Source organism: Sphingobium sp. TomTYG74, assembly GCF_055393875.1.
On the sequence record NZ_AP027342.1, the window covers coordinates 941,954 to 964,764 of the forward strand.

The following is a 22,811-nucleotide window of genomic DNA, read 5'->3' on the forward strand; positions in this document are numbered from 1 at the left end:
TGACGTCAACACGCTGTCGAGCAGCAGGGACAGATCAGACGAGGAACTGAGATGGACCATGCCCGTCACGATCATCACGCCTCCAAGGTGGAGCAGGACGTGCGCGATCCCGTCTGCGGTATGATGGTCGATCCGCATGGCACGGCGCATCGCGCCGAGCATGGCGGCAAGACTTTCTATTTTTGCAGCAGCAAGTGCCAGGCAAAGTTCGCGGCCGATCCCCTGCGCTATATTGGCGAAGCGCCGCCCGTCCCGAACGCAAACCCTGAGGGCAAGATCTGGACCTGCCCGATGCACCCGGAAGTGCGACAGGATCATCCCGGCGCCTGTCCGATCTGCGGCATGGCTCTCGAACCGGAAATGGCGCGTGCGGAGAGTGACCCCAGTCCGGAGCTGGCTGACATGACACGTCGCTTCTGGATTGGCCTCATCCTCGCCTTTCCCGTGTTCGTGCTGGAAATGGGCGGGCATCTGTTTCCCGCTCTTCATCATTTCGTGCCCATGCCGGTTTCAACATGGATCCAGCTGGTGCTGGCGACGCCCGTCGTGCTGTGGGCCGGATGGCCGTTTTTCACGCGGGGCTGGGCCTCGCTCAAGACCCGCAACCTGAACATGTTCACCCTGATTGCCATGGGCACGGGTGTCGCATGGGCTTACAGCATGGTCGCCGCACTTACCCCTGAACTGTTCCCTCCAGCCTTCCGCAACGCCGATGGCACGGTGGCTGTGTATTTCGAGGCAGCGGCGGTGATCACTGTCCTCGTCCTGCTCGGCCAGCTTCTTGAACTGCGCGCGCGCGAGCGAACCTCAGGTGCGATCAAGGCACTCCTCCGCCTTGCCCCCAAGACGGCCCGCCGTCTGCTCGCAAATGGCGAGGACGAGGAGGTCAGTCTCGATCTCGTCGGCGTTGGCGACCGATTTCGGGTACGACCGGGCGAAAAGGTGCCCGTAGATGGGACTGTCGAGGACGGACGTTCATCACTCGACGAGTCCATGGTGACGGGAGAATCCATGCCGGTCACCAAGGCCAAGGGCGACAGCGTCATCGGCGGTACACTCAACCAGACCGGCGCGCTTGTCGTCGTGGCGACCAAGGTTGGCCGCGACACGATGCTGGCTCGCATCGTGCAGATGGTCGCCGAGGCACAGCGCTCGCGCGCGCCGATTCAGCGCATGGCCGATCAGGTTTCGGGCTGGTTCGTGCCGGTCGTCATCGCCGTCGCCGTCCTTGCTTTTGCCGGTTGGGGTATCTGGGGGCCGGAGCCGCGCTTCGCCTACGGTCTCGTCGCGGCGGTCGCGGTGCTCATTATCGCCTGCCCCTGTGCGCTGGGTCTGGCAACCCCGATGTCTATCATGGTGGGCGTGGGCCGAGGCGCGGGCCTGGGCGTCCTCATCAAGAATGCCGAGGCGCTGGAGCATATGGAGAAGGTCGACACACTGGTCGTCGACAAGACCGGCACGCTTACGGAAGGGCGCCCGGCCGTGATTGCGATAGTGTCGACTGCGGGCCAGATGGAGGCCGAGTTACTACGCTTCGCCGCCTCGGTCGAACGGGCTTCGGAGCATCCGCTTGCTCTTGCCATTGTCGAAGCCGCCCGCGCTCGGTCGATGGCCTTGCCTCAGGTCAGCACGTTCGATTCTCCGACCGGACGCGGAGCGACCGGCATCGTCGAAGGGCGCAGGATTGTCCTTGGTAACGCGACCTTTCTTGATGATCAGGGCGTCGATACCAGTGCGCTCGCCGCTGCCGCCGACGATCTGCGGAGGGACGGCGCGACCGCGATCTTCGTTGGTATCGACGGCGAAGCGGCAGGGATTATTGCCATCGCAGATCCCGTCAAGCAGACGACCCCGGAAGCACTCGCCGCACTGCGCGATGAGGGAATCCGCGTGGTGATGCTGACGGGCGACAACAAGACCACGGCGCAGGCGGTGGCGGCCCGTCTGGGCATCGACGAGGTCGAGGCGGACGTGCTGCCCGATCAAAAGAACGCGGTCATCGCCAAGCTCAAGCGCGAAGGCCGGGTGGTCGCCATGGCCGGTGACGGCGTGAACGATGCTCCAGCCCTTGCCGCCGCCGATGTCGGCATTGCCATGGGCTCTGGAACGGATGTCGCCATCGAGAGCGCAGGCGTGACCTTGCTCAAGGGCGATCTCAACGGCATCGTCCGCGCCCGGCTCCTTAGCCGGGCGACCATGTCGAACATTCGGCAAAACCTCGTCTTCGCCTTCATCTACAATGCTGCCGGTATCCCGATCGCGGCGGGCCTGCTCTACCCACTATTCGGCATCCTGCTTTCACCCATGATTGCGGCGGCCGCGATGGCGCTGTCATCCGTCAGCGTCGTCACCAATGCTCTCAGACTCAACAGGCAGACTCTATAAGCATGGGCAAATGCCTGCCAGTCGCGGCGGCAGAAATAGCGATCGGGCGGCGATCGATTGTGGCATCCACCCATCAGGCTATTGATTGATTGCTACCGACGCCGGAAATCTTTCGAACATGTCGGCTGGCGGGGGAGGTTCGCAAGCGCGCATGCCCTCGCCATCTTTAGCGACACCTGGGCTCGACGCATGGATCACCATGCTCTGAATGTCGATCGGCCTTAGTTCGCGCTGAACGGTAGACCTCATGACGGCAGGTTGGGCATCCATTGCGGAAAAGCCCCGCGTCTGCACCTAGGGATCGATAATCGTCGGCTGAGTGGCGCCAAGGGGTCTGAGGCAGAAATATGTCGGTGCCAGTCATCTGTTCTGACCAGGTGATCATTACAAAAGTCGTTGCCTAACCGCCACAAGCTACCCGTTCACCCACTCGCTGTTCGCCCCATTGTCACATAATCTGATTTGCCGGTATTTCGGACGTTGCTCATCGAAAGGCATGGCTTCATAAGATCGTATGAAAATCCAATCACAGACTGTGCCTTCGCTTTCGAGAATTCAGGAAAATTGGTTAGCCGCCAAAGAACGGCGATTGCTCAACTGGCTATGCGGCCGAATGCCGCAGTGGGTGACGCCTGATCGCCTGACCTCACTTGGCATGGTTGGCGCACTCATGACCTTCCTGGGGTATGTCGCCAGCAGTGTGGGGGCCTCCTGGCTGCTCCTTGCCATCGTCGGCTATGTCGTCCAATGGTTCGGGGACTCGATGGATGGCAGCATCGCGCGTTATCGCCATATCGAACGTCCTTCCTACGGTTATTTTATCGATCACAGCTGCGATGGTCTGGCGACATTGCTGATCCTTGCAGGCATTGGCCTTAGCCCCTTCGTGACCATGGATGTCGCGCTGGTGGCGCTGGCCGGTTATCTGTTGCTTTCGATCCACGCCTATCTTTCCGCCCGTGTTCTAGGAGAGTTCAAGCTGTCCTATCTAGCCGCTGGTCCCACGGAATTGCGATTGGTGCTGATTGCCCTGACCCTGATGATGATGGCGCTTGGGTCCGGTCCCGGCATCTTTGGCGCGGTGTCGGGCTTCGATGTCTTTGTGGGGGCGGTCGGGATGATCCTGATCCTGCTGTTCATCATCCAGACGGTAATCACCGGACGGCGCCTTGCCCAGGCCGAGCGTGGCGGACAATGACTTGCAATGCTGCATGAATGTGGTTTCCCGATGATCCAGATTCCTTGCGGATATCCGGTCATCCGCTGATCAGCCGCACGGTGGTCAGTGACGGCTTCGACGCGGCGGACGACTGGATCGCCGCGCGGGTGACGGCGGGAACAATGGTCATCACGGCCGATATTCTTTTGGCCGACCGCTGCCCTTAAAATGGGTGGCGTAGTGATCTCTCCAACGGGAAAGCCCGTTACGAGCGCTTCAATCGGCAATGCCATCGCAGTTCGCGCGATCATGGCCGATTTGAGGTGATGTGCGGAGCGATAACAACTCGGCCGGGATATCGTAAAGGTTGCACCGCGCGCCCATGCCTGTGATAGGCGCCCGCCCCACCGGTCAAGGTGACCTTCCGCCAAATTACATGGAAATGACATGACTTCGCGTGCTTGTTCAATCGGGATCGACTTTGGAACAACCAATTCCGTTGTGGCATTGGGCAATACTGACGGTGGCGCAAGGTTGGTCGATTACCCGGCGCCCGGCAATTCCGGCCCCATCTTTCGCTCCGCGCTTTGCTTCTGGGAGGATAGCGGCGTGCCGGGCGGCATTGCGCGGGAAGCAGGACCATGGGCCATCGCCGAGTTTCTGGATTTCCCTCAAGGCAGCCGTTTCCTGCAATCCTTCAAGTCCGTCGCTGCAAGCAGGGCGTTCGAGCATGCAACCATTTTCGACAAGCGATTAGGCTTCGAGGAGCTGGGCCATGTTTTTCTGGAGCGGCTGCGGGCACGTGCGGCCGATGCACTGAAGCTGTTGCCGCCGCGCGTCGTTGTTGGCCGCCCGGTTCGCTATGCAGGGCAACGGCCGGACAACAGGCTCGCTCGCCAGCGCTACGACCTCATGTTCGCGGCCCTCGAGCGGGAAGTGCATTATGTTTACGAACCACTGGGGGCGGCTTTCAGCTTCGCCGCGCGGCTCACTGAACCCGCAACCTTGCTGGTCGCCGACTTCGGGGGCGGTACGAGCGATTTTTCCGTTGTGCGGATCGAGGCGCCGGGCACGGCGCAACGCTGCATACCGCTTGGGTCCGCCGGGATCGGCATAGCGGGCGATCGTTTCGACTATCGCATCATGGACAAGTTGGTACTCCCCATGCTGGGTAAAGGCGGCACATATGCGTCCATGGGCAAGACGCTGGAGATACCAGCGGGCCATTTCGCCGATTTTGGGGACTGGGCTCGCCTTGCGCTGATGCATAATCGCCGTACGCTCGCTGAATTGCAGAAGCTGAAGCGAGCTGCGACCGATCCCGCTGCAATATGTCGAATGATCGCCGTTGTGGAAAATGAGCTTGGCTACCCCCTCTATAACGCGGTTGCCCAATTGAAGCGGACACTCTCGACCCAAGAGCATGCACATTTTCATTTTGATAGCGCCGGCGTGTATGTGGAGGCGGACGTCAGCCGCACCGATTTCGAGAAGTGGATCGCTCCGGATCTCGACCGCATCGGCGCGACAGTGGACGAGACGCTTGCCAAGGCGGGTCTTTCAGCCGGACGGATAGATCATATTTTTCTTACCGGCGGTTCCTCGCTAATCCCTGCGGTACGACGCATTTTTGAAGAGCGTTTCCCAGCTAATCGCATCGCCTCGGGCAATGAACTGACGTCGATCGCCCATGGACTGGCGCTGATCGGTCAGGAAACCAACATAGGCGAATGGGCTGCGCACAGTGAGTAGTGAAAAGAGCGGGTGAAGCGGTTGGTGATAGTGGTCGTTCATCGCTGTTGGTCCACGAGCTGGTCGACAGTGACTTTGACGCAGTTCGATTTAAAGCGATGAATGACCAGTCCTGTGACGGCCGCGAAGTAAGCTGAACGTCTACTGCTGGAGAGAATCCATCGCCAAACCTCTCATAAGAGTCGTTTCAGCGAGCAGTCGCGCAGCACTATGGGCGGCAAATCAGCGCTCCAGCCTGAAAAATTCGACATGGAAGCGAACGGTGCCGAGTGGCTCGATCCGGTGAAGAATTGTTGGTTCGACAATGCCGGGGGGCGCATCTTTGCTCAACTTTGTCTCTGCTGGCGTCCTGCGCGGATCAGTCACGACATAGCGCAATTGGCCTTCCTCCACGCAGATCAGGCCCCAGGTGCCTTCTTTGGTTTGATGGTCATTCAGAAGACCCGCCGGGATATTCTCCTCAGTGAAGGTTGGGGTGCGTTTATATGGCGTCACACCGTCAGGAAGGTGCTTGATCATCCTTCATTCCTTTCGCGGCAGAACTGGATGCCGAGTTGGAGGCTTTTGGCGATCCGCTCCGCCTTCTCCTGAAAGGCTGCGCCTGCGGCGGAGGAGAGCAACTCGCTGCTGGCCTGCTGCCACAGAGCCAGCCAGCGAGCAAAGTTGTCAACGGTCATCTGCTGTTCGTACCGAACATGTGCCACCATCGGCTGCCCCCTTGTGAAAGATGATCATGCAAAATCCGGTGAGGGGAGGGGCCGCTGTTAGGGCGCTGCGTTCTACCTTTGAACGGCGACAAAGGGTCGGTTCACCTGCTCACGTGGGTCCCCATCCCGATTCAACATTTTCATCAAGCCCTAAGACTGCGCCGCGGTGCTTTATGCTTGAGGGTGGGCGTCAAGGTCCACCTTCAGTTCACGTCGCCAGAGGCGAAGCGTGCGGCACGCCGCGATGAAGGTGCGGGCGTCGTCGGCAGTGCCGATCGGCAGGCAAGCCTCGTCCAGATCGTCGGCTATACCCGCCTTAGCGAAAATCGCCTCTGCCTCAGCACTGATCCCGATGAATTTGCAATGGGCAAAAGCGTCGGTGACGAAATCCTTGGCTGCCGCGTCGAGCGACAGCAGCGCTGCCCCCTCAGCGGACACGATGATGGCGACGGCATCGAACAGCACCGACGGCCCACCGTCAATTTTGTGCTTGTCAGCTATCCGCGTCCCATCGGACAGGGTTACCCCGCCAATCTTCGGGGCGATGATCTCGAAGATGGCGCCTTCTGCCTCCACTGCATCGATCAGCGCCTTGAGCAATTTTGCGTCCGCTCCGTCGCTCAGCAGGACGCCCAGCTTTCGACCGCGAAAACTCTTCGGACCATTTTTGACGATGCTGAGCTTGTCGGAGGGCGGCAGGTCCGTGATAGGCTTGCGCGCGGCCACGGCCGGATCGGGCAGAGGCAGGCCAAGGCCATCGGCCACCTTCACCGCCAGTGTCTCGTCGATATTGAGCAGGTGCGACACCGTCCTCGACCGAATGTCGGGACCAAACACCTAGTCAGAAGAGTGGCTGATTTCGTGAGTTGAGTTGCGCGATCCCGGGCATCTGACCGTCCGGTTCTACTAGCGCGTAGACTCATTACGCGTTGCACCAGAGGCGAACGCAGATGAGCTTGATGGCGGCGAGGAAGTTGGCCGGGTCTTTGTCGTAGCGGGTCGCGATGCCGCGGTACTGTTTGATGCGATTGAAGAAGCGCTCGACGAGGTTTCGCTGTTTGTAGAGCCATGGCGAGAAAGCGAAGCGTTGCGTGCGGTTGGATCGATTGGGAATGTTGGCCCAAACGTTCCTGGCGGCAGCGGCCTCACGGATGGCATTGCTGTCATATCCCTTGTCGCCCAGCAGGGTTGCGCCTTCGGGGATGGCCTCGATCAGCGCCTCGGCTTCACAGGCGTCGTGGACCTGCCCGCCTGTCAGTCTCAGGCTGACAGGGCGTCCGTCAGCATCGACAAGAGCATGGAGTTTGCTGGTAAGGCCGCCCCGGGAACGTCCCATGCCACGATCGCAGCCTCCCCCTTTTTGCCCGTCGCACCATTCTGGTGGACGCGCATGCAGGTGGAATCGATCATCACCAGTTCGCCATTATATCCGGCAGAAACCGCTGCCAGCAGCCGGTCCCACACCCCGGCTTTGCGCCAGCGGACGAACCGATTGTAGCAGGTTGTCGAAGGCCCATAGCGCTCGGGCACTTCGGCCCACGTCGCTCCCGAGCGAAAGCGCCACATGATCCCGTTGATAACTCGACGGTCATCCACCCGGGCCACGCCGCGCGACTTGTTGGGAAGCAAGGGCTCGATAATCGCCCATTCCCGATCTGTCAGTTCATACCGCCGCCGTGCCATCAAACCCTCCAAATCTGGAGGCTCTTGAATCATGCAAATGGCCAATCCTCAAGCCATTTTATGAGTTTACGACCTAGTAGCGGGCATAGTTCTTCGCTGGGCAGGATGGCAGCATAGCGCTGCGGGCGCAGCAGCGCGTGAGTCAGCCTTTCAACAGCTGATCGACCTCGGCAGGCCGCAGCTCTGCTTGCAACTGATCGCATGAGCATTGATCCGCAGCTTTGTCCGGACGCCAGCGCAGAAAGCGCGTGCCGTGGCGGAAGCGGCCTGCGGTCACTTGATCATAATTCACTTCCACTACCAATTCCGGACGCAGCGGTTCCCATGCGCTTTCCTCGCCCCGGTTCCAGCGGCTGGGTCCACCCGGTGCCTTGCCCGTGAAGCCCGGCCCGCCTGCGAACGGTTCGAGCTGCTGCAAAAGAAGCGAACGCTCGCTGGCCTTGAAGCTGGAGGTGAAACCGACATGGTGCAGCGCGCCTGTCTCATCATAAAGCCCCAGCAGCAATGAAGCAGCGCCTTGCCCGTCCCTAGTTCGACGAAAGCCGCCGACGACGCAGTCAGCACTCCGGTAGTTCTTCATCTTCATCATAGCGCGCTCGCCGGAGCGATAGGGCAGGTCGAGCGGTTTGGCGATGATCCCGTCCAGCGCACCGCCGCTCCGTTCTAGCCAGCGCGTCGCATCCTCTATCCGGTCGCTCGCTGGCGACAGCCGCAGCATCCCTGTCCCATTCCTGGCGTGAAAGCGCACCAAGGCAGTGCGGCGATCCTGCAAAGGCGCATCCATAAGTTCGCTGTTGCCTAGCGCCAGACAGTCGAAGAGCATGAGCTGCGCCGGGGTCTCTCGTGACAAACGCTGAATCCTGCTTTCCGCTGGATGCAGCCGCTGCTGAAGCGCATCGAAGGAAAGCGTGCCATTCAGAGGGAGGATCAACTCGCCGTCGAGAATATAGCGGCGCTCAGCCGTCGCCAGCAGAGCTTCAACAATTTCCGGGAAGAACCGGGCCAACGACTTTCCGGACTTGGAGCGTATGGCGGCGCGCGTTCCATCACGGCCGACCACAGCGCGAAAACCATCCCATTTGGGTTCATATTGCCAGCCGGGCGGCACGGGCAGTTCGGCAACCAGACGCGCTTCCATCGGCAATGGAAGGAGGATCGGCTGATCTTCGTCTGAGGTAGCAGTTGGCCGGGTCATGTCTCCCCCTGCCCGATATCCAGCGTGATCACGACCGGCGCATGATCGCTTGTCTTTTCCCATGCGCGGGGCCGGGTATCGACTTCGGCAGCGACCAGCTTGCGAGCGGCTACCGGGTTTAGCAGCGCATGATCGATCCGTAGCCCGGCATTGCGTTCAAATGCGCCACGCCAATATTTCCAGAAGCTGTAGATGACCTCGTCCGGATGCAGTTGCCGGATCGCGTCACTCCATCCCTGATCGAGCAGGCGCTGATAGGCGGCGCGGACTTCGGGCGCGAACAACGCGTCATCGCGCCAGCGATCGGGAGCATAGACGTCGAGATCGGTCGGCATCACATTATAATCGCCTGTCACGATCACCGGGGCATCGAGTTCGATCAGCGAGGCCAAATGCGTGTGTAGCCGCTCGAACCATCGAAGTTTGAAGTCGAATTTGGTGCCGGGACGGGGGTTGCCGTTTGGAAGGTATAGGCAGGCGATAAGGACGCCGTTCACAGCCGCTTCGATATAGCGGCTTTGCGCATCTTCAGGATCGCCGGGCAAGCCGCGCCGGGTTTCATGAATGGTCCCGACCCGGCTCAAGATCGCGACACCATTCCATCGGCTTTGCCCGTGCCATACCGCGTCATATCCCGCGTTCCGGATTGCCTGCTCCGGGAAATTCTCCTGCGGCGCCTTCAATTCCTGCAGGCACAGGATGTCAGGCGCGGCCTGTTCGAGCCATCGCAACAGTAGCGGGAGACGCCCGTTGACGCCGTTCACATTATAGGTCGCGATTTTCATGGCTCTGAGCAGTTAGACGTTCTGCGGCTCAATTGGTTCGATGGCGGCGGGAACAAGCCTCAGGCTAAAGCGAAGACGGATCAGACGAATTGCGCTCGAGAGGTTGGCGATCACAAGCGACTGAAGGCTTTCAGACGCCGCCAAGGTAAAAGGCCGCCCGGTTGATCCCGGACGGCCTTTCCATTGTCAGCCGATTGGACGCGCTCAGAAGAGGCGGACCCCCGCAGCGGCGGTCAGACTCTTCGTTTCTGCCATGACCGGCATGTGACAATGAGACATCAGACCACCTCCTTTCCGTTGTTGACGATAATAGGGATATGGGCGCGGATTTGGTTGGAACAAGGGTCAGGCGGGAACGTCGGCTGAACCGGCACGTCCCATCAGGATGCCCTTGGCCGAAAGCGAGCGGAAGGTGATCGACCAGCGGCACCTCTCCATGCCCACGATGCTATGCTCCCACTCATGCCGCGCTTCGCCAGACAGATGATAGATGGAGTGATTTGAAAGCGGCACGGACAGACGGTCGAAACCCCTTGAAGCGCGGGCGTCGAGCTATCAAAATTCTTCGCATCTGAACCCCCGCCGTTGTTGGGGATCATGAAGATATGGACGCCGCCTCCACTAGGCGCTTCAGCTTGCGCGCGGCCATATGGGGCGTGGTCAGCACCGGCTCGCGGCGGCATGCCGTTATAAGCGGGGCAGCGCGGGCCATTGAGAACTGCCCGATCACGACCACATCGACGGACGGTAAAGCCTCGGCGGCGGCCACGCTCAGCCGGTCGTGCAGATCGCTGTCGCCCGCCTGAAGCGCCTCCAGCGCACCCTCCGCGACCGACGGGACGATCTGGGGACGCGCCTGGCCAAGAGCGTCCGCCATCGCATGAATTTCGCCGGTCAGCGGCGCCACCGATCCCTGAAAAGTAAGCAGCAGACCGATGCGTCCGCCTTCTTCCCGTCCCCGGCAGAGCGCCAGCGCTTCGTCGAATGCGCCCTCATTGGGCGTGACGACGGGAATGGACAGGTCGGCCTTGACCCTTTCGATAGCTGGCCGAAAGGCGGAGCAGGTGAACAGCAGCCCCGCCGTGCGTACCGTGCCGTTATGCGAGGCGGCGGCGTAGCGGCCGAGCGTCAGGAAGCGGTCGTAAATATCCGGAGTTATCGATCCTATTGCGGCAAAATCACTGGCGAGGGAATCGTCGATGAGGTTTGTTGCCGTCGCATCCGGCCATTCTTCCCGCATCGCTGCCATAGCGGGACCAGGCGACTGCGCCAGTGCGCTGATCAGAATGATACGCGATCCTGTATTCACCATGGCTCCTTTATTTTCAGCCGCCCTACGCCGTTGACGGGTTGATTGGCAACGGTGCTGATTGACACAGGTATAATCAACGTCTCTTTACCCCGGCGACTTTTGGTGAGGATGACATGCTGAGACTCGACGGGCGTGTAGCCATCGTGACGGGATGCGGATCCTTTGCGCCCGGATGGGGCAATGGTAAGGCGATCGCCGCTCTGCTCGCCCGGCAGGGGGCGACGATCTATGGCGTCGATCTGACGCTTGAGGCGGCGGAAGAGACGCGAGCCATTGTGGAGGGCGAAGGCGGCACGATGCATGTCGCTGTGTGTGACGTCACGCGCAAAGCCGATGTTGACGCGATCATTGCCGATTGTGTTGCGCGGTTCGGTCGGCTCGATATCTTGATAAACAATGTCGGTCGGTCGGAGCCGGGCAATCCCGTGACGATGGACGAGGATGTTTGGAAGGCACAGCTTGACCTTAACCTGACCAGTGCGTTTCTGACATCCAAGGCAGCGATTCCCGCGATGACGGAGGTCGGCGGCTCCATTGTCAACATTTCCTCGGTCGCTGGACTGCGCTGGGTGGGCAAGGATCAGGTCGGCTATGCCGCAGCCAAGGCGGGCCTCGTTCAGTTCACCAAGGTGACGGCGGTCGCCTTTGCTGCCCAGGGCGTGCGCTTGAACTGTGTCACGCCCGGACTGATGCTCACCCCGCTCGTAAAGCGGCTCGCTGAACGCTATAACGGCGGTGACTATGAGAGTATGGTGGCGAAGCGCAATGCACAGGTGCCGATGGGCCGCATGGGGGACGCCTGGGACATCGCGAACGCAGTGCTTTTCCTATGCTCCGATGAGGCGCGCTACATCACGGGCACCGAGCTCGTCGTCGATGGTGGATTGACCGCTTTCACCGGCTGGTAATTTGAGCCGCCCCGCTCAGTGCCCGAGCGGCATTATGCTCAGGATTTGTTCGCCAGACGCCGACCGATGCGTCGGCGTTTGCTCACCCCTTGATGCTTGCGCGCACGGGTGACCGCTCCGCGCTTTCACGCCTGGCCCTCCTGTCGTCTGGCTGGCGGCTCTTGGCCCGTCCCTCTCGCTCATTGGATAAGCCAAGCGCGACATTAGATAAGCAAAGCAATTCCCCGGGACTTGGCATCGGCATATAAGGGCGTTCTTGGCCTGAAGCGGCGATCCAAGGATAAGGGCATGCACGACGACCTGATCAGCGCGATCTATGATGGCCCTTTGGCCGATCGGCCCTGGGCGGCCGCTCTGCCGAAGCTGCGCCGTCTAACCGGGGCTCATCGGTTGATGCTGAAGTTCACGCCGATCAATGGCGGGGGTTGCAGCGCGATATACACAGATTCGGCCTGCCCGGAGAACGACCGCGATCCTGATAGGCCTACCGAGGCCTATCGGCGGATCTATCAATGGAAAGATCCGGTCTACTATGGCGGCATCCCCGGTGGAGAGGTGCGTCAGCTGGAGGCGTTGATAGACCGGCAGACCTTCAGGGCGTCGGACTATTATCGCGAGCTGTGCCGCCCACTCGACATCGAACATGCTTATTTCGCCTTTGTCGGGCGATATGGCGGCACGGATGTCTGGCTAAACGGCTCCCGCGGCGGCGCCACCGGGCCATTCTCGGCGCCCGAAATGGCGTCGGTTCGTCAGTTTCTTCCACATCTTTCGCGCGCGGTTCTGATGCAGCGGCGATTGCGCCAGCTGGAGGATCAGTCGGCGATCTACGCCCATGGCGTGTCGGCGCTGGCTGTGGGCATTGTGATGCTCGATCATCAAGGGGAAATCCTGGAGATCAATGCCGAGGCGGAAGCTATTCTCGCCGGGCAGTCTTCGGTCCGTCGCCTCGGCCGCAGGCTTTGTCTGTCGGGTTCGGCGCAACAGGAGTTCGTCAACGCCCTGCGGCAGCTTGGAAGCGCGCCAACACCCGCCGCGCACGCTATTGCCGGACAGGACGGCTTGTCTTCGGTCAGCCTGATCATCCGTTCTGCCGAAGGGTTGGCCGGGCAGAAAAGCGGCTCCGAAATCGCCTTTGTCGTTTATCTGAAACGCGACGCCCAATCCCTGCCAGCGACGGCAGTCGATTACGTGTCTGACCACTTTGGCCTCAGCAAAGCAGAGGCGCGGCTCGCGATATTGCTCACCAATGGCCACAGCATCGGTGAAGCCGCATCCCTCCTTGGCGTGACCGTCACGACGGCCCGTACTTACTGCAAGCGCGCGCTCACGAAAACGGGGACAACGCGGCAGACAGAACTTGTCCGTCTGCTGCTCAGCAGTCTTGCCAGCCTTGTCTGAACTTAGGGGCTTGTTGTGAACTGTCTCCATTTGGAGGCAGAATGGCGGCGTATAGCGCTTTAGGGCACTCCGGACGGAACGACATGGCCGTTTCGGATGGAGAGAATGGATGCCTGCCCCTGCGCCCCTGATGCCGCACATCGACTTCGCCTATGATGAGCTTCCGAACCTGCACGACATCCTCGAAGAGCTACGGGCCTATGGGGCTGTGGTTTCCGTCAAGAACCATGGCGCGCCGACCTGGCTCATATTGGACCACGCCGAACTGAATCGCGCGTTCACCGACGAGGTGCATTTCGATCCCAGCGACGGGTATCTCGCCATGACCGAAATTCCCATGGGCCGCAATTTGCTGGCGCTGACGGGGGAGGAGCATCGCGTGACCCGCGCAATGGTCGCCCCTTCCTTTCTCCCCGCGCGTACCCGTAGCTATGTCGAAAGCCTGATCGAGCCTGTAGCGCACGAACTGCTCGACCGCATCGAAGGGCAGCGAGAGGTCGAATTCGTGGAGTCATTCACGCGGCTGTTCCCCTTTTCGGTCATCACCCGGCTGTTGAGCATTCCCGTCAGTGACGAAAGCCTGCTTTTGCGGTGGGCCGTCAAGCTGATCGATTATCCCTGGGATCCGCAAGGTTCGATGGAAGCCAAGGCGGGCTTCGACGCCTATATGGAGGCGATCATTGAGGAGCGTCGGCGGCAGCCCGGAGATGACTTCGTATCGATGCTTATCGCGGCTGAATTTCAGGGGGAAAAGCTCGACAATGAGCGTATCCTGTCCCTCTTCCGCTTACTTTTCCCGGCTGGGTCAGACACCACCTATAAAGCGGGAGGAAGCCTGTTCGCCTGCGTCCTCGCAGACCCCAGTCTGCGTAGCCTTGCCTTGAAGGGCGAAGCGGAGCGCGCGGCAATTGTGACGGAAGGACTGCGCTGGCAGCCGCCAACGGCCCTGTTGCCGCGCATGGCGTCCGCAGACGTGGAACTCAGCGGCGCGCAGATCAGCAAGGGCGATTGGATTTTGTTCGGCATCACGGCGGCCAATAGCGACCCAAAAATATTCAAGGACCCGCGCCGGTTCGATCCGTTCCGTGACAATCGCGAACTGATCAGCTTTGGGCGGGGCAGGCATTTCTGCGTGGGCATGCATCTCGCCCGGCGCGAACTGGAGGTGGCGCTGCGGGTCGTCCTTGAGCGCTTTCCCGACATTCGCTTGTCTCCCGGCAAGGATGTCGAATTTGTAAGCGCGGTGCTTCGGGGTCCCAGGGAATTGTGGGTTCAACCCTACGGCGCGGCATGAAAGGGGAAGAATGATGAAGATCAAGTTTGTCGATCCGCAGGGAAACGAACATCTGGTCGCCGCTGAACCCGGCGAAAGCGTGATGCGGTGCGCTACACATCACTACATCCCCGGTATCGTTGGTGAATGCGGCGGAGCGCTCGCCTGCGCGACCTGTCATGGCTATGTCACGGAAGATTGGGGGTCCCGCTTGCCGCCGCCCTCTGAACTGGAAAAGGAGATGCTGGAGGGCTGTATCGACGTGCGGCCGAACAGCCGCCTGACTTGCCAGTTGATTCTAAATCAGGAAATGGACGGCATTACCATTCGTGTTCCTGAATCGCAGACTTGATCCCGTCTGCATAAAGCTGCGGACGTCAGTTATCCCGTGCGCGATGTCCACGATAGCCGGTAAGGCGAAGACGGAAACCTCCATCGGCGAAGGGAAGGGCCATTCGGCGACCTGAGCCTCCGCCATTGGGAAATTTTTGCGAAAGAAGGGTTGGGATATACTCCATGGCGAACGACCCTACTGGGCCGCGCCTTTTTTAAGCTGGCGTTATCGCCTCTTTCCCGTCGACACCCGTTCCCTTTGCTTTCCGTGTTACGATGCTACGGCAAACGTCGCCCGGCGTGACCGGCTGGAGCCATTCGCGCAGCATGCAATCGATCCACACCGTGCCCTGATATAGGCCATTTTGGACGATCCGATCGTCAAAGCGATTGGCAATGCCGCGATACTCTTCTTCCGTCAGCCGTTCAAAGAAGTAGTCGGACACCCATGCGACAATGACATAGAGGGCCGTGGAGAACAGCGACGCCTTGTACTGGAAATGAAGCTCATCATAATCAAGTCGAGGACCGCCGAGGCGATGATATTCATCAATATATGTCCTGTGGGCATCGGCCACGACGTCGATGTGCTTTTCTGGAATCTGCATCATCAACATGCCGCTCATGGCTTGCGCGATGCTCATCTGCCCGGCGCCTGCCCAATCGAATAATCCGGCCTGCAACGTACCATCGGCATCGCGCCAGAACCACGCATTGTCGATGTTCAGATTGGGATGGCACATCCCCGTATAATCAACCTTTTCGTGCAGGTAAGCCAACACGGCGTCCTTGTGCGCGAAACCGTACAGCAGGTCTTCGCGAAAGGTTTTCAGGAAGGCAGGGTTCGACGCCTCGGCGGCAAATAGTTGCGGAGCGATGCGGCCGATAAAGTTGATCAGGCGATCGATCTTGGGGGTGGGGTCCTCAAGGAAGCTGTAATCGCGTGCCGCTCCCTTGAAGGGAAAGACGCTTTCGAGATCATTCCCAAGCGCCCCGGTTTTGTGAGCGGCGGTGAGGCTCGCCATCGCCTTTGCCAGGGTGCGGTAATGCTCCTCGATATGCGGCACCTCATGGTCGAAGCCCTTGCGATAAGCAGGTTCGATGGCGCCTTCGCCGAACCGCAGGCGTTCGGTGATGAGTATGTAATTGTTGGTCAGCGAGGAATAATCGCCAAAGTAGAGATAGGGGACGCGGACGGGCAAGTTACGATCGCGCGCAAATTGCAGCATTGTCACTTCGCCGTGCGCCATATGCGCGAGGCTATATTTGAACTCGACATCCTTAGGCGGGAATTTGATGAACAGATCGTTCTCGATGCCGGGTTCCGCCTTTGCATAGGAGACCGTGAGGATGGCATTTTCCGAAGCGCCCGGAACGTTCAGCGGCTGGATGGAGACGATCTGCGTGACAGCATTGTCGGGCGAGATTGTGCCCGCCGATCGAAAAGCCTTCGTTAGGAACTCGGGGCCGAACTCCCAAACCATGTCGAGAGATATCGGGAAATCCAGCCCGTGCTGATCGCCGGGGGGCGATTTCCAGATGGTTCTGACGAAATTGCTCGAATGCGCGCTTGCGAGGGCGGGCAGGGCCGATGGGTTCCAGCAGATCGCTGTCGAGCCACCCAGCGGGACTGCTGATCCTGGCACGCCCATCGCCGTGACAAACCTCGGCAACGAGCACAGATGTTCCTGATGGCAGCTGGTGAGAGATGTCGGACAGGCGTGAGGCTGTTGCGGTCACGCCGGTCGAGCATGTCAATCTGTAACGCTGGCCTTGTTGTGCATGGGGTCGCGCGCTCACGCCGGGATTTTCAACGGATTTCATGTTACTGCACACTCTCCAAGCACGACGAAGATGGCGGGATTGGCAGCCCCAATCTCTTCGCCGGATTTTGCCAGCATTTATGACAATAGCGATCCACTTATCAACGTTTTTCGACATAGTCTCGAAAATGTTGATGTTTCCCTGTCTTGAAGTGCTCGTCGTTTGCTGACATCGCAGGGGTATGAAGGTGGACCACAAAGCTCGCGCCAATAGACCGCTGGGTCGGCCCCGACGCCTGACCCTCTCCCAGATTGTGCAGGTCGCGAAGGAGATAGGCCTGGAAAATCTGACCATGACCGCGGTTGCAAAGCGGCTGGGGGTCAATGGAACGGTTCTTTATGGCTATATCGCGACCCGCGACGATCTCGTTCGCCTCGTGGCGGCTCAACTGGTGCAGGAAGACGTTCAGGCTACGGACACAGGGCAGCCCTGGTTCGCCTTTGTCACGGAGGCTGCGGTCGCGTTGCACAAGACGCTGACAGGCCCCGGCAAGCTTCTGGCCCATTTCCTGACCGGCGGCCTGGGCGCGGAAGTGGAAATTGACCGCACCGAGGCGTGGCTCGAAAAAATGACCGCTTCCGGATTCACGGTGGCCGAGGCTCTCATGGTCCATCGTCAGATGGGTGAGATTGTCATTGGCGCAGCGGTCATCCTGTTACAGATCAGGGCGCTTGAGCAGGTGGGGCATCCTTTTGAACAGGCCGCGCTCAAGGTGCTGGATACCCGGGCGGGCGAGGTCCCCCTTCTTGCAAGCGAAAAAGCTATCTTCGCCGCACGCGTGCCAGTCTGGCAGCGCAGCATCGTGCAATTTCTCGAAAGAGTGGCTGCCGATCGTGGCGAGACGATCGACAGCAGACTGATCGAGGACATATTCGCTGCGGCTGGCGACTGAGGCGAGAAGGGTCAGGCGCAAAAAAGAGGAAGGGCGATCAAATGACCGCCCTTCCATCGTCTGTCTCTGGCCTGCTTATGTTCAAGCCGCGAGGCGATCCTGATGCGGACGGGGCGCTTCGGCGGGATACATACGCGGCATACCAACGTCATAGGTACGCGTCAGCATGCTGATGAAAGCCTTGTCGTGAAGCGGTTCAGACGGGGTCTCGAACTGAAGTCCTTTCGCCCGCAAATCCTTGATGAACATGTCGAACACCTGATCTTGGGTCAGATCGTCCTTATGTTCCAGCACCATCTTCATCTCGTCCATATCCTGGAAGACGTTGCCGCCCCAGTGGACCATCAGACGCGATTCGCTCGCGGGGACTTTCTGGATCACCGTGTCGCCTGTCTTGATCAGCCAGGCGTTTTCGGCGTCCGGGTCCGGATACAGCATCGAGTCGATGCTGAGGCCCTGCGGACGGCGCCTGTCGAGTGGACCGCAGGATTCGCCACGGTGGAACATCATCTCGTTCTGCGCGACGACGGCCTGGTTCCACATCGGTTGTGCGATCCGCTTGGGCGCGGCCTGCGGGCCTTCGGGCCAGTAAGTGAAGCCGCCGCCGATAGAGCCGGGATAGAACCACGCGACGACCTGCCCCTTCTTGAGCGACCATTTCTGGAACAGGCCGGACTTCGCCATCGTGTTCATTAGCCAGATCGGCGTGTCGTTCTGCGAAATGCCACGGAATGCGGCGGCGTCCAGATGCCCAGGATCGGAGGACTCGGCCGGACCCTGCATGACGAAGTTCATATTGTCCGGGATCGCATATTGCGCGTTCCAGTAGGAGCGGATCTGCGCCAGATGCTTCGGATTGTAAAACAGGTCGTCCATCTCTGGATACAGGCTGACGCCGGCCTTTGCGAGATAGCCGCGGAAGTAGGGTGACAGGAACATGTCCCAGGTCAGTTCCACGCCTTCAGGTACGGCGCCAGACGTGGTCGCGACCACTTCTTCCGGGCTCTTGAAATGGAGGGCCAGGATCATATTCCACGGACCCTGCTCGCGGATCAACTTCATCAGGCGAGCATATTGATCGTCCGAATATACATTATCGATCAGGCGGGGTTCCGCGACGGGGCGGATCACATAATCCGATGCTGTCGGCATTCTTGGGGTTCCTCTCCAGCTAAACTGACGTTCTTTAATCCATCGTTGTCGCAAGTGTCATTGCTTTTTCGACAATATCTCGATAATTCGTCGTTATAAAGGTTTTCGCGCTGCCTTTCTGGAGGGCAGGCATGAGGGACGAGTGAGAGCAATGCCGGTGACGAGCCCGATCAAAGTTTCTGCCGCAGCCAGTTGGCGGCCTTCATTGCCGCTTGCCGAAGATGCCTACCGGCCCGCGCGCTGCTCGTTACGCGCGTCCCGGCGCGCGGCGAGCCGTCGCCTGATCTGCCACGCAAGATCATGAGCGTCGGCATGGGCGAGCCTGTCGGCGCGGCGACAGAAGTCGCCCGTGATGACTTCAACGAACGCGTGCAGGCGCAGATGCAGCAGATGATATGGAGGCATCCGCGCTCCAAGAACTATTACAAGAACAGCAAGGGCCGTGTGATCGCCGATCCCGATGGCCATCGTATCCAGATTAGCCGTTCGCTCGGCTGATTGCGCGTCGCCGCCCCAGTGTTTCGACCTGCGGCCAATTTTTTTCTGTGTTCCTAATTGGAGAATAATCATGCTGTCGAAGGTCAAGCTCGCCAAGACCGACCTGTCCGTTAGCCGTTTGTGCTACGGCACGAACATGCTCGGCACTGCCATCGATCAGGCGGGAGCCAACGCCATTCTGGATAAGTTTGTGGAACTGGGCGGCAATTTCATCGATACCGCCCGGTCCTATGGCGACTGGATTCCCGACGCGCTCAAGGGGGCGAGCGAGCGGGCGATTGGCGCATGGCTGAAGGGGCGCAACCGCGCCGACTTCGTGATCGCCACCAAGGGCGGCTTCTTCGACCTGCGCGTCGGCGATTATCGCAACCGCGTCACGCCCGCCGACATCAACAGTGACCTTGCAGAGAGCCTGGAGCATCTGGGCGTCGATACGATCGATCTCTATTGGGTGCACATGGACAATGCGGAAGCGCCGGTCGGCCCCATCATCGACACGCTGATCGCGGCGCAGCAGGCGGGCAAGATCCGCTATTTCGGCGCGTCCAACTGGACCGCAGCCCGTGTGCTCGAGGCGAATGCCTATGCGCAATCCAAGGGCAATGCTGGCTTTGTTGCGGTCGAACCCTTCTGGGGTCTGGCCAAGCCGAACGAGGAAGCGGCGATGGCGCAGGGCTATCAGCTCTATTTCGAGGATTATGGCGGCGCGCTTCAGGGCAGCGACCTGACCGTTGTTCCTTATTGCGCGCAGAGCCGTGGTTTCTTCTCCTTCCTGGAGAAGGGGCAGGTTCCCGATCACCTCAAGGGCTTTTACGACAACCCCGCCAACCAGCAGCGGTTCGAGGCCGCCAAGCGCGTGGCCGAGCGTCATGGCGTTTCGGTCAGCGACGTCGTGCTGGCCTATCTGGTCAATCAGCCGCAGCAGACCATTCCCATTTTCGGCGCATCCAGCCCCGCCCGCATCGCCGAAAGCGTCAAGGCCGCATCGGTCACGCTGTCGCCTGAAGATCTTGCCGAACTGCGCGTCGGCTGAAGCACTGGAGTAGCATGATGACCAAGGTAGCTTTGGTAACGGGGGGCACGCGCGGCATAGGGAAAGCGGCGGCGATCGAGCTTGCCCGCCGGGGGTTCGCCGTCGCGGTGACTGGTCGGACGCGCAAGGAAGGCGAAGGGAAGGCCGAAGAGGAAACCGGCTCGGCTTCCATCGCCCTTCCCGGCAGCCTGGAAACGACGGTGCGGGAAATCGAGGCTATGGGAGGCCGGGCCATCGGCGTCCCGATGGACATATTGGACCGTGATAGCATCGATGCTGCGGTTGCTATCGTGCTGGAGACATGGGGGCGGATCGACGGCCTGTTCAACAACGCGCTTGCCCAAAGTCCCTATCTGATGGCGCCGATCGATGCGGTTGATGCCACGAAGGCGGAGCAGACGATGGCGGGGTTGATGATCAATCATCTGCACATCACCCAGAAAGTGTTGCAGCCGATGTTGTCGCAAGGGGCTGGGCGCATCGTGTTCATCACCAGCGGTGCTGGCACCACCCTGTGCGAGCGCAAACTCGAAGAAGGGGGATGGGGTTTTCTCTATGCTGCGGGCAAAGCCGCCTTTTCCAAGCTCGCCGAGTTTGTCGATCTGGAATATCGCGACCGTGGCATCGTCAGCTTTCACATCCAGCCTGGGCTGACCATCACCGAGACGCTGACGGCCAAATATGGCGACGCCGCCCTCAACTTCGGCGGCGGATTGCCGAGCTACACACCGGCGGACACCGGCCGCACCGTGGCATGGATGATGGATTCGCCGGACGCTGTCGCGTTCGCCGGTCCTAAGCTCTATACCGCACCGACGTTCTTCGAAGATCATGGACTGGCCGCGCCGGCCATTTCATGACGCCATCGCGGTAAAGGAGAGAAGATGGAGCAGGTGGACGGCGTTTTGCATCGTCTATCAGGCAAGGTCGTGGTCGTCGCTGGCGCAAGTCGCGGCATTGGCGAGGTTACGGCGAGAAGGTTGGCTAGCGAGGGCGCATCCGTAGTCGTCGCTGGCCCGCCGTCCGAGGAAGCTGCGGTGGAGGCGGTCGCCGCCGATATTGGGCGCGGCGGTGGGCGCGCGATCGGCGCGCTGTTCGATGCGGCCGACGATGCGAGCTTCGCGGCGCTCTGCGATACGGCCATCGTCGCATTTGGCGGGATCGATGTTTTCCATGCCAATTTCGCCGATCAGGCGATTTTGCTGGAGGATAGCGACATCATCGACGCGACGGATGCCGTGATGGACCGCACGCTCGACGTGAACCTCAAGGGGATGGCGCGGGCGACCCGGCATGCGCTGCCCCATCTGCTCGCGCGGGGCGGCGGCGCCATGATCTATAGCTCGTCGGCGGCGGCGACCATGGGTCAGACGGTGCGGCCCTATTATGCGATGGCCAAGGCTGGCATCGGCGCGCTGGTGCGCCATGTCGCGAACCGCTGGGGCCGCGAGAATATCCGCGCCAACGCGATCCTGCCGGGATACATTATCACGCCGCTGATGCGCGACCATGCGCCTGCGGAGCTTCTGGCCCAGTTCCAGAGCGAGACGCCCGCGCCGAGGCTGGGGCGAAGCGAGGACATCGCCGCCATGGTCGCGATGCTGGCATCTACCGATGGGGAATGGATCAACGGCCAGACCATTTCGGTGGATGGAGGCCTCACCATGCGGTGAGACCCGGCGCTGTTCAGGCTGCGTCGCCCATGATCTGGCGGGTTTTTTGCAGCAGATAGGCCACCCGTTCTTCGGCGGGCATACGCGCAGCCAGATCAAGCGAGGGCACTTCGATGCCGATCGGGATGCCTGCCGGGAGCAAGGGCACCAGCGCCGCCAGATCATATTCGCCCTCGCCCGGCACCGCGCGGTCGGTTACTGCCGCGAGGGGCCAGTCTGCGGGCTTTGCCAATGTGCCGTCGCTGATCTGGATCGTCTTGATCTTGGTGGGAGCCATTGCCCGCACCGCCTCCCAATGCTCACCGCCACGGATGACATGGAGGACGTCAAGGGTCACGCCAGCGTGATCTCCGGCCGCATCGGCCGCTGCCGCCGCTTGCGACAGCGTCTGCCAGCTCGATTCCAGATAGGGCTCTATGGTCAATGCAAGGCCACGCTTCCCAGCCTCATTCGCGAGTTCCGCCAGCCGGTCGTTGCGGCGGCTCTCATTATCGTCGAAGGCGAGCGTCCCGCAGACCCGTGCACCCAGGCGCGCCGCCAGGTCGAGGTTGCGCAGATGTTCCTCGCGGCTGATGTCGGGCGTTATCAGGAACGGCTCGACGACATGGACGAAGAGACCGGCGTCCTTGATCGCTTGAGCGAATGTCTCGAACAGATGGTGGTCCGACACCAGGCTGTAAGATGCGGCATGGGGGACCGGCAGGCCCTCAAGAAACAGGCCGATACCGTCATAGCCGCTCCGTGCGGCGACCTCGACAAAGCTGAGCGGTCCCAGTTCCAGTGCCGAAAGCTGCTCAAGGGCGTATTTGCGCTGGGTCACTAAGGTTCACCTCGATGCGGGTCTGC

General features: G+C 60.4%; 22 protein-coding genes and 2 pseudogenes. 13 read left to right on the forward strand and 11 right to left on the reverse strand.

Annotation, left to right across the window (positions count from 1 at the left end; genetic code table 11):
- Positions 1 to 51: 51 nt before the first annotated feature.
- The 4 genes and pseudogenes from ACZ5TB_RS17240 to ACZ5TB_RS17255 all read left to right on the forward strand — a co-directional run bounded on the left by ACZ5TB_RS17240 (position 52) and on the right by ACZ5TB_RS17255 (position 5,296).
- Positions 52 to 2,385, forward strand: coding sequence for a heavy metal translocating P-type ATPase (locus ACZ5TB_RS17240; RefSeq protein WP_464792874.1), 2,334 nt, complete (start codon positions 52 to 54; stop codon positions 2,383 to 2,385).
- A gap of 514 nt (positions 2,386 to 2,899) precedes the next feature.
- Entirely contained in the window at positions 2,900 to 3,583 is a 684-nt protein-coding gene (locus ACZ5TB_RS17245) for a CDP-alcohol phosphatidyltransferase family protein (RefSeq protein ID WP_464780668.1), read from the forward strand.
- 44 nt (positions 3,584 to 3,627) lie between these two features.
- Positions 3,628 to 3,868, forward strand: a pseudogene (locus ACZ5TB_RS17250) (DUF188 domain-containing protein); the annotation flags it as partial.
- A 123-nt stretch (positions 3,869 to 3,991) separates the two neighbouring features.
- Positions 3,992 to 5,296, forward strand: coding sequence for an Hsp70 family protein (locus tag ACZ5TB_RS17255; protein WP_464792875.1), 1,305 nt, complete (start codon positions 3,992 to 3,994; stop codon positions 5,294 to 5,296).
- 222 nt (positions 5,297 to 5,518) lie between these two features.
- Here ACZ5TB_RS17255 and ACZ5TB_RS17260 read toward each other — a convergent pair whose 3' ends face one another.
- The 8 genes and pseudogenes from ACZ5TB_RS17260 to ACZ5TB_RS17295 form a co-directional block, all read right to left on the reverse strand.
- Positions 5,519 to 5,815 carry a TehB family protein gene (locus ACZ5TB_RS17260; RefSeq protein WP_464780670.1) on the reverse strand — a complete coding sequence of 99 codons (297 nt, stop codon included), beginning with the start codon at positions 5,813 to 5,815 and terminating at the stop codon, positions 5,519 to 5,521.
- Entirely contained in the window at positions 5,812 to 6,003 is a 192-nt protein-coding gene (locus tag ACZ5TB_RS17265; RefSeq protein WP_464792876.1) for a globin family protein, read from the reverse strand. The genes ACZ5TB_RS17260 and ACZ5TB_RS17265 overlap by 4 nt, the downstream gene beginning before the upstream one ends.
- A 171-nt stretch (positions 6,004 to 6,174) precedes the next feature.
- Positions 6,175 to 6,831, reverse strand: a pseudogene (locus ACZ5TB_RS17270) (catalase); the annotation flags it as partial.
- A 94-nt stretch (positions 6,832 to 6,925) separates the two neighbouring features.
- A protein-coding gene (locus tag ACZ5TB_RS17275) for an IS5 family transposase (protein WP_464792877.1) occupies positions 6,926 to 7,686 on the reverse strand; the annotation gives its coding sequence in 2 pieces (ribosomal slippage) (positions 6,926 to 7,356 and positions 7,356 to 7,686; 762 coding nt in all).
- 142 nt (positions 7,687 to 7,828) lie between these two features.
- Complete coding sequence (locus ACZ5TB_RS17280) at positions 7,829 to 8,881, reverse strand: ATP-dependent DNA ligase (RefSeq protein ID WP_464780672.1); 1,053 nt, start codon at positions 8,879 to 8,881, stop codon at positions 7,829 to 7,831.
- Positions 8,878 to 9,666 carry an exodeoxyribonuclease III gene (xth, locus tag ACZ5TB_RS17285; protein ID WP_464780673.1) on the reverse strand — a complete coding sequence of 263 codons (789 nt, stop codon included), beginning with the start codon at positions 9,664 to 9,666 and terminating at the stop codon, positions 8,878 to 8,880. Before xth ends, ACZ5TB_RS17280 begins: the two co-directional genes overlap by 4 nt.
- Positions 9,667 to 10,011: 345 nt before the next feature.
- Positions 10,012 to 10,179, reverse strand: coding sequence for a hypothetical protein (locus ACZ5TB_RS17290; RefSeq protein WP_464780674.1), 168 nt, complete (start codon positions 10,177 to 10,179; stop codon positions 10,012 to 10,014).
- An 82-nt stretch (positions 10,180 to 10,261) separates the two neighbouring features.
- Positions 10,262 to 10,978: an aspartate/glutamate racemase family protein gene (locus tag ACZ5TB_RS17295; RefSeq protein ID WP_464780675.1), complete on the reverse strand. Its 717-nt coding sequence runs from the start codon at positions 10,976 to 10,978 to the stop codon at positions 10,262 to 10,264.
- A 113-nt stretch (positions 10,979 to 11,091) separates the two neighbouring features.
- On the opposite strand from ACZ5TB_RS17295, the gene ACZ5TB_RS17300 reads away from it, so the two are divergent.
- From ACZ5TB_RS17300 to ACZ5TB_RS17315, 4 genes are all read left to right on the forward strand, one after another.
- Positions 11,092 to 11,886, forward strand: coding sequence for an SDR family NAD(P)-dependent oxidoreductase (locus ACZ5TB_RS17300; RefSeq protein WP_464780676.1), 795 nt, complete (start codon positions 11,092 to 11,094; stop codon positions 11,884 to 11,886).
- Between the two features lie 288 nt (positions 11,887 to 12,174).
- Positions 12,175 to 13,287, forward strand: a complete 1,113-nt coding sequence (locus ACZ5TB_RS17305; protein ID WP_464780677.1) for a helix-turn-helix transcriptional regulator — start codon at positions 12,175 to 12,177, stop codon at positions 13,285 to 13,287.
- 109 nt (positions 13,288 to 13,396) lie between these two features.
- Entirely contained in the window at positions 13,397 to 14,581 is a 1,185-nt protein-coding gene (locus ACZ5TB_RS17310; RefSeq protein WP_464792878.1) for a cytochrome P450, read from the forward strand.
- 10 nt (positions 14,582 to 14,591) lie between these two features.
- The gene (locus tag ACZ5TB_RS17315) at positions 14,592 to 14,912 is read left to right on the forward strand and encodes a 2Fe-2S iron-sulfur cluster-binding protein (protein ID WP_464792879.1); all 321 of its coding nucleotides are present in this window, start codon (positions 14,592 to 14,594) and stop codon (positions 14,910 to 14,912) included.
- A 196-nt stretch (positions 14,913 to 15,108) separates the two neighbouring features.
- On the opposite strand, the gene ACZ5TB_RS17320 is transcribed toward ACZ5TB_RS17315, so the two are convergent.
- Positions 15,109 to 16,566 (reverse strand): hypothetical protein, encoded by a 1,458-nt coding sequence (locus tag ACZ5TB_RS17320; RefSeq protein WP_464792880.1) that lies wholly within the window; start codon positions 16,564 to 16,566, stop codon positions 15,109 to 15,111.
- A 338-nt stretch (positions 16,567 to 16,904) separates the two neighbouring features.
- Between ACZ5TB_RS17320 and ACZ5TB_RS17325 the strand changes: the two genes are divergently transcribed.
- Positions 16,905 to 17,609, forward strand: a complete 705-nt coding sequence (locus tag ACZ5TB_RS17325) for a hypothetical protein (protein ID WP_464792881.1) — start codon at positions 16,905 to 16,907, stop codon at positions 17,607 to 17,609.
- Positions 17,610 to 17,690: 81 nt separating this feature from the next.
- Here the strand turns inward: ACZ5TB_RS17325 and ACZ5TB_RS17330 are convergent, their stop codons facing one another.
- Positions 17,691 to 18,761, reverse strand: a complete 1,071-nt coding sequence (locus ACZ5TB_RS17330) for a hypothetical protein (RefSeq protein WP_464792882.1) — start codon at positions 18,759 to 18,761, stop codon at positions 17,691 to 17,693.
- 192 nt (positions 18,762 to 18,953) lie between these two features.
- Here ACZ5TB_RS17330 and ACZ5TB_RS17335 point away from each other — a divergent pair, with 192 nt between their 5' ends.
- The 4 genes from ACZ5TB_RS17335 (at position 18,954) to ACZ5TB_RS17350 (ending at position 21,965) form a co-directional block, all read left to right on the forward strand.
- Complete coding sequence (locus ACZ5TB_RS17335; protein ID WP_464792883.1) at positions 18,954 to 19,259, forward strand: hypothetical protein; 306 nt, start codon at positions 18,954 to 18,956, stop codon at positions 19,257 to 19,259.
- Between the two features lie 70 nt (positions 19,260 to 19,329).
- Complete coding sequence (locus ACZ5TB_RS17340) at positions 19,330 to 20,292, forward strand: aldo/keto reductase (RefSeq protein ID WP_464792884.1); 963 nt, start codon at positions 19,330 to 19,332, stop codon at positions 20,290 to 20,292.
- Between the two features lie 14 nt (positions 20,293 to 20,306).
- Positions 20,307 to 21,152 (forward strand): SDR family oxidoreductase, encoded by an 846-nt coding sequence (locus tag ACZ5TB_RS17345; RefSeq protein ID WP_464792885.1) that lies wholly within the window; start codon positions 20,307 to 20,309, stop codon positions 21,150 to 21,152.
- Between the two features lie 24 nt (positions 21,153 to 21,176).
- Positions 21,177 to 21,965 carry an SDR family NAD(P)-dependent oxidoreductase gene (locus ACZ5TB_RS17350; protein ID WP_464780686.1) on the forward strand — a complete coding sequence of 263 codons (789 nt, stop codon included), beginning with the start codon at positions 21,177 to 21,179 and terminating at the stop codon, positions 21,963 to 21,965.
- Between the two features lie 13 nt (positions 21,966 to 21,978).
- Here ACZ5TB_RS17350 and ACZ5TB_RS17355 read toward each other — a convergent pair whose 3' ends face one another.
- On the reverse strand, positions 21,979 to 22,785 hold the full coding sequence (locus tag ACZ5TB_RS17355; protein WP_464780687.1) for a sugar phosphate isomerase/epimerase family protein: 807 nt from the start codon (positions 22,783 to 22,785) through the stop codon (positions 21,979 to 21,981).
- Between the last annotated feature and the right edge of the window lie 26 nt (positions 22,786 to 22,811).